This window comes from Desulfobacula sp. (assembly GCF_021107415.1).
Genome location: NZ_JAIOSW010000046.1, coordinates 1 through 5,802, shown reverse-complemented (window position 1 = coordinate 5,802; position 5,802 = coordinate 1). Strand labels below are relative to the sequence as shown.

The window sequence follows — 5,802 nt, the reverse complement described above, 5'->3', positions numbered from 1 at the left end:
CCTTAACTGCTTTTTTCAACTTTGCAATGCCGCTGATGGAATCAATGTAAAAGGCTACATTCTGGGCAATAAATTCTGATTTCGGCCCCTGGTATTTTTGGCCGCCATACATGAACCGTTTGTCATCTGCCCATGATTTCAGTCTTGTAATATGTTTTACCACTTGGGGATTATTAATTTTAAGCTCACAGTCAAGCCCTTAATATCCATTGGCCTTGCTGGCAAAGGCTATATTATGAATGGCACTGTAATTCTCAATCTGGGTCCAGGACTGCCATGCAGTGACCATACCGGCCTTAGCAACATTGGCATTGACAATTTTTTTAGTAATTTCACCCAACTCATCCCAGGTAACAGGCGTCTCTTTTGATAAAGGCGCAATACCTGCTTTTTTTAACATATCAACATTATAATACATAATAGGTGTGGAAGAGTTAAACGGCATTGACATAAGATTGCCATCAGCATTCATATAATAGGAGAGAACCGCCTGGAGATACCGGGACCAGTCCACATCAATCTTAGCATCCTTCATGAGTTCAAATACCGGATAGATGGCGCCTGAAAGCATCATGGTCTGGGTTCCCACTTCAAAAACCTGGAGGAGATGGGGCTGTTTTTTTGCCCTGAAAGCGGCAACTCCCGCATTCATTACTTCATCATAGTTACCCTTGTTGGTTCCGATAACCTCATACTCTGACTGAGACGCATTAAATTCATTAATCATGTTTTTAACCACTTCACCCCTGGCACTTCTCATGGCATGCCACCAGTTAATGGTAATGGGTTTAGCAAAAACTGACACAGGGAACGCAAGACATACTGTAATGATTAAAAATAAAAATAATTTTGAAAATTTCATTTAATTTTCCTCCTTAATTGAATTATTTTAAAATCTATATTGTTTGAGCTTGCCAATAAAAAAAACTGCATTTTTATTGCATCATTCAGCTTTAATAGGATATTACCAAAGAGTCAAGATTAAAGTTCTTTTTAAAAAAAGATTTGCATAATGATATTTTTTGTTGTTTTATGATCACTGATAAAAATGATAATTAATTAAACAGGCTGCAAGAATCAGGAAATCAAATGACTGAATTAAGATTCAAGGATGTTATCAAAAAATATGGTAAAACCGAGGTGATTCATGGGATAAACCTTGATATCAAAGATAAGGAATTCCTGGTTCTTGTGGGGCCCTCCGGGTGCGGCAAATCAACCCTGCTCAGAATGGTGGCAGGACTGGAGGAAATATCCAGCGGTACGATTTCAATTGATGATAAGATCGTCAATGATATCGCACCAAAGGACCGGGGCCTTGCCATGGTATTCCAGAACTACGCGCTTTATCCCCACATGAATGTGTTTAATAATATGTCCTTTGGGTTAAAACTAAGCAAAACTCCCAAGCCTGAAATCAAACAGAGGGTAGAGGAAGTTGCGGTTATTCTGGGCATTGAAGATCTATTGACGAGAAAACCCCATGAACTTTCCGGGGGACAGCGCCAACGGGTGGCCATGGGACGGGCCATGGTGCGGAAACCCTCTATATTTCTTTTTGATGAACCCTTGTCAAACCTTGATGCCAAGCTTCGCATTCAGATGAGAGCAGAGATAAAAATGCTGCATCAAAGGGTTAATTCAACAATAATTTATGTTACCCACGACCAGATAGAGGCCATGACCCTGGCAGACAGGATTGTTGTTCTCAAGGATGGATACATCGAGCAGGTAGGCTCCCCTCTTGAGCTTTTTTCAAATCCCGTGAATACATTTGTAGCAGGATTTATCGGCACCCCTCCCATGAACCTTGTTGAATGCACAATCAATAAAAAACCAGATAATACCTTTATCCAATTTAAAACAGAGCTTAAGATTCCTGTTCCGGATAAGCAAGGAAAAGATCTGGTTCATGATCAAAAAGTTATCCTTGGACTTCGTGCAGAAGATCTCACACCAGTGAATTCCAGCACATCGCTTCCCAAAGACTGGATCTTTTCGGGGAGTGTAATGGTTGTTGAACCCCTGGGAAATGAAACCCATCTTCATATGGATATCATGGGAGTTAGAATGATGTCCAAAAGTGAAGGAAGACAGATTCTCAAACCAAATGAAACTATAAAAATAGGTATGAACCTTAATGAAATGCACTTGTTTGATGCAAAAACCACCCGGGTGGTTTACTAATTTAAGCCGTAAACTTAAGTGTATCTTGAATCAATATTCCAGACTGCCGTGGCTGTTAATCCTTTATGCTTCCTGATAATATAATCGTCTTTTGATATACTCTCAAGATAAGATTGAATAATTTCTTTAAGCTCAGCATCTGATTTTTTACTCACTTTTTTAAAAAAGGCCATCTGGCTGTCAAATTCTTCTTTAACCCGGACGGTTTGGTCCCATTCAATGGTATCAAAGGTAATCTCCGGGAAAAAACCCAAAGAAAACAAGAGATTTATTTTATACAAAATACTCTGGGGTTTATCTTCAAGAGGTATCCCCATAATTTTTTCCCACAAAACAGAGAGAATCGTATGCCTTCTTTTTGCAGCCCATCCCCGAATGGTGCATCCTTTTTTTGAACAGTTCATCATTTTAAAAAAAGATTCCGGACTTGCAACTCCCGGAGACATGAATGCAATGACAAGGTCAAACTTTTTTTTCCATGCTTCTGCTTCTATATCAATTTCATACCAGTCTTCATTAAGAATGGTGATATTTTTTTCAATGTCCGGCGTGATATCCTGCTCAAACTTTTCCAGCATACCCCTGGAAAAATCCAGGGCCGTCACCTGTGCGCCGTGTTTTGCCAATTCCATTGCAACCATTCCGGTCCCGCACCCGATTTCAAGGACTTTCATTCCTTTAAACAGAAGGCCGCTTCTTTTAAAAAATGACATTGTCTTTTCAAGTCGACGATTCCTGACTTCTTTTTTATTCCGATTATAAGTAGCGGCAGCTTTGTCCCAGTATTCCTGTGTGGAAAATCCCCTGTGGACATTGTAAGTATCGCTTTTTTTATCCTTATCCCACTCCTTGATCCAAAATTTTTTATTAAATATATTATCCATTTTACACATTTGAACCTCTATTGTTATTTGATAGGCTTTCACCATCCCCGGCAATAAAAATACCTACCATATCATTGATGACCACATACAAAGACGGGACAAAAACAAGGGTTAAAACCGTGGCTGCCATCAGACCGAAGCTGATACTTACTGCCATTGGAATTAAAAACTGTGCCTGGAAACTGGTTTCTAAAAGAAGTGGAAAAAGACCTGCAACCGTTGTCACCGAGGTCAATAAAACCGGTCTGAACCTGTTTTGTCCTGCTTCAATGACAGAATCAAAAACCCGTGCCCCTTCCCTGACCTTTGAATTAACAAAATCAATTAAAATCAAAGAGTCATTCACTACAATGCCGGACAGGGCAACAATTCCGAAAATACTGATCATGGTAATATCAAGATTCATAAAATAGTGGCCGATAATGGCACCAATGAGTCCAAAGGGAATGGCGGTCATAATGATTACCGGCTGGATATAGGATCTAAACTGGCTGGCAAGAAGCAAAAATATGATCATCGCTGCAAGAGAAAAGCCGACTTTCAGGCTGTTAAGTGATTCTTCAGTTCTTTTAGCCTGGCCTTCCAGGTCATAGGTCACCCCGGGAAACCGGTTGACAAGGGTATTTAAATAATTGTGTTTAAGGTTTTCAACAATTTCCCTTGCATTGGCGATATCCTCATTAATATCGGAAATAACCGTAATAATTCTTTTCCGGTCTACCCGTTGAATGGTTGAATACCCTCTTTTCATTTCAATCCGAGCCACCTGATTTAAAGGGATTTGCCTGCCATCACGGGTTCGAATCCTTAAGTCATCAATACTGGATTCCGATTCCCTCTCTTTTTGAGAATATCGTACCATTACCTTGATATCATCTTTACCCCTTTGAATTTTTAAAACTTCATCCCCATAATAGGCCTGCCGGATCTGAGTGGCGATATCAGCCATGGTAATCCCTAAAGATTTGGCTCCCTTTTGTATATGAATCTGCATTTCCATCTTGCCGGGTCTAAAATTATCCGTGATATCAAAGGTTCCCGGGTATTTGGCAATTTCATCCTTTAAGACGTCTGCTGCAAGTTGAAGCTGTTCAAGATCATTACCGACCAATTGGATTTCTATTGGATTTCCACCGGGTCCACCGCCAATAATAGAAAAAGTCAGCTGTTCTACCCCAAGAATATCGCCTGTCAACTCGCGCCATTTTGCCGTCACTTCAGGTGCAGAAATATCGGGCCGTTTTGAAGCCGACTGGATCTCTATCCAGGCTTCCCCGCAATGCCCCCCATATACACCTGGTTTCCAGTCTCTCCTGGGGATGATACCCACCTGGGAAAAATTATTAACAATCAGATCTTCGCCATTAACCACCCTGCCCCTGAAAAATTCATTGAGGTCAAATGCCCCTTTCTCAATTTGCTTTATGGCCTTTTCTGTGGCTTCAAAAGGGGTTCCCAAAGGATATATAATCTCTGAAACAATCCAGTTGCTGTCGGTTTTTGGAAAAAACACAAAGGGCACATGTCCACCGGCCAAAAGCCCGATACTGACGATTAATATCCCAAACCCGATGGCAAGAGTAAAATACCGGTTTTTGACACAATACTTTAAAACAGGCGTATAACTTGAACGGATAAAACGGGTTAAAAATTTTTCAACTCTGTCCCTAACCCATCTATGACCATCCAGAATATCTTTTTTCAACCAGTCCAGCCAAAAGAAACAAACACGGTAAATCAAAGCCTTCTTCTTTTTTGGAGGTGTCAGTGCATGATGAAGATGAGCCGGCAGAATGACAAAAACTTCAACAAGAGATATGGCAAGAATACAGATCACTGCCTGGGGCATGATATAGATGAACTTGCCCATAATCCCGTCAATATGCATTAAAGGCGTGAAGGCGACAATGGTTGTGGTAACCGCCATCACAACCGGTGCACCAATCTGAGCAATACTGTCAAGCACTGCATCTTTGGCAGATTTGCCCGTCTTATAGTGGGTATAGACATTTTCCCCGACAATAATGGCATCATCCACCAGAATACCCAATGTCATGATAAATCCGAACAAAGATAACATATTAATGGATGCACCAAAAAAATCCAGGATAAGGAAAGCCCCCATAAACGATATGGGTATTCCTGACGCCACCCAGAAAGCAAGTCCGAGATCAAGAAACAGGGCCAGTACAATAAACACCAGCAATATTCCCTGGGCACCGTTTTTCAGCAAAAGATCAATCCTGTCCTGGACCATTTCCGCCATATCAAACCAATAGCCCAGAGTAATACCTTTGGGAAGGGAATCTTTGTTATTTCTAATATATTCTTTGACTGTTTTTGAAATAGCAATGGTATCCTGACTGTCCGTTCGTTTTACAACAATCAGGGCCGCAGGTTTCCCATTAAATCTTGCTTTGATATCTTTATCTTCAAATCCATCGATAATAGTGGCAACATCTCCGAGTTTAATACTTGTCCCATCTTCTCTTGTCACCAGCGGGATCTGTTCAAATTCCTCCCCTGAATAAAGCTTTCCCTTGGCCCGGACCAGGAATTCCCCTCCTTTTGTCTTGATTTTACCACCCGGTAAATCAAGACTCCCTGTTTTTACGGCTATTGCAACCTGATCAAAAGACAAATTAAATCGTTGCAGGTTTTCTTCAGACACTTCAATAGAAATCTCATAGTCCCTGACGCCAATAAGATTTGCAAGAGAAATTTCATCCGT

At 40.8% G+C, this 5,802-nt stretch carries 4 protein-coding genes; 1 reads left to right on the top strand and 3 read right to left on the bottom strand.

The genetic code is table 11. The annotated features are described in order from the left end of the window. Positions 1 to 199: 199 nt before the first annotated feature. Complete coding sequence (locus K8S13_RS02620) at positions 200 to 862, bottom strand: extracellular solute-binding protein (protein WP_291460209.1); 663 nt, start codon at positions 860 to 862, stop codon at positions 200 to 202. Between the two features lie 227 nt (positions 863 to 1,089). On the opposite strand from K8S13_RS02620, the gene K8S13_RS02615 reads away from it, so the two are divergent. Next, on the top strand, positions 1,090 to 2,187 hold the full coding sequence (locus K8S13_RS02615; RefSeq protein ID WP_291460207.1) for an ABC transporter ATP-binding protein: 1,098 nt from the start codon (positions 1,090 to 1,092) through the stop codon (positions 2,185 to 2,187). Positions 2,188 to 2,201: 14 nt separating this feature from the next. Here the strand turns inward: K8S13_RS02615 and K8S13_RS02610 are convergent, their stop codons facing one another. Continuing rightward, the gene (locus K8S13_RS02610; RefSeq protein WP_291460205.1) at positions 2,202 to 3,080 is read right to left on the bottom strand and encodes a bifunctional 2-polyprenyl-6-hydroxyphenol methylase/3-demethylubiquinol 3-O-methyltransferase UbiG; all 879 of its coding nucleotides are present in this window, start codon (positions 3,078 to 3,080) and stop codon (positions 2,202 to 2,204) included. After that, positions 3,073 to 5,802: efflux RND transporter permease subunit (locus K8S13_RS02605; protein WP_291460204.1), on the bottom strand; the 2,730-nt coding region annotated here is incomplete at its 5' end. The genes K8S13_RS02605 and K8S13_RS02610, both read right to left, overlap by 8 nt.

Excerpts from the sequence above, each read along its gene's own strand:
- K8S13_RS02615 (WP_291460207.1), top strand. The coding sequence starts at position 1,090 with ATGACTGAATTAAGATTCAAGGATGTTATCAAAAAATATGGTAAAACC.
- K8S13_RS02620 (WP_291460209.1), bottom strand. The coding sequence starts at position 862 with ATGAAATTTTCAAAATTATTTTTATTTTTAATCATTACAGTATGTCTT.
- K8S13_RS02610 (WP_291460205.1), bottom strand. The coding sequence starts at position 3,080 with ATGTGTAAAATGGATAATATATTTAATAAAAAATTTTGGATCAAGGAG.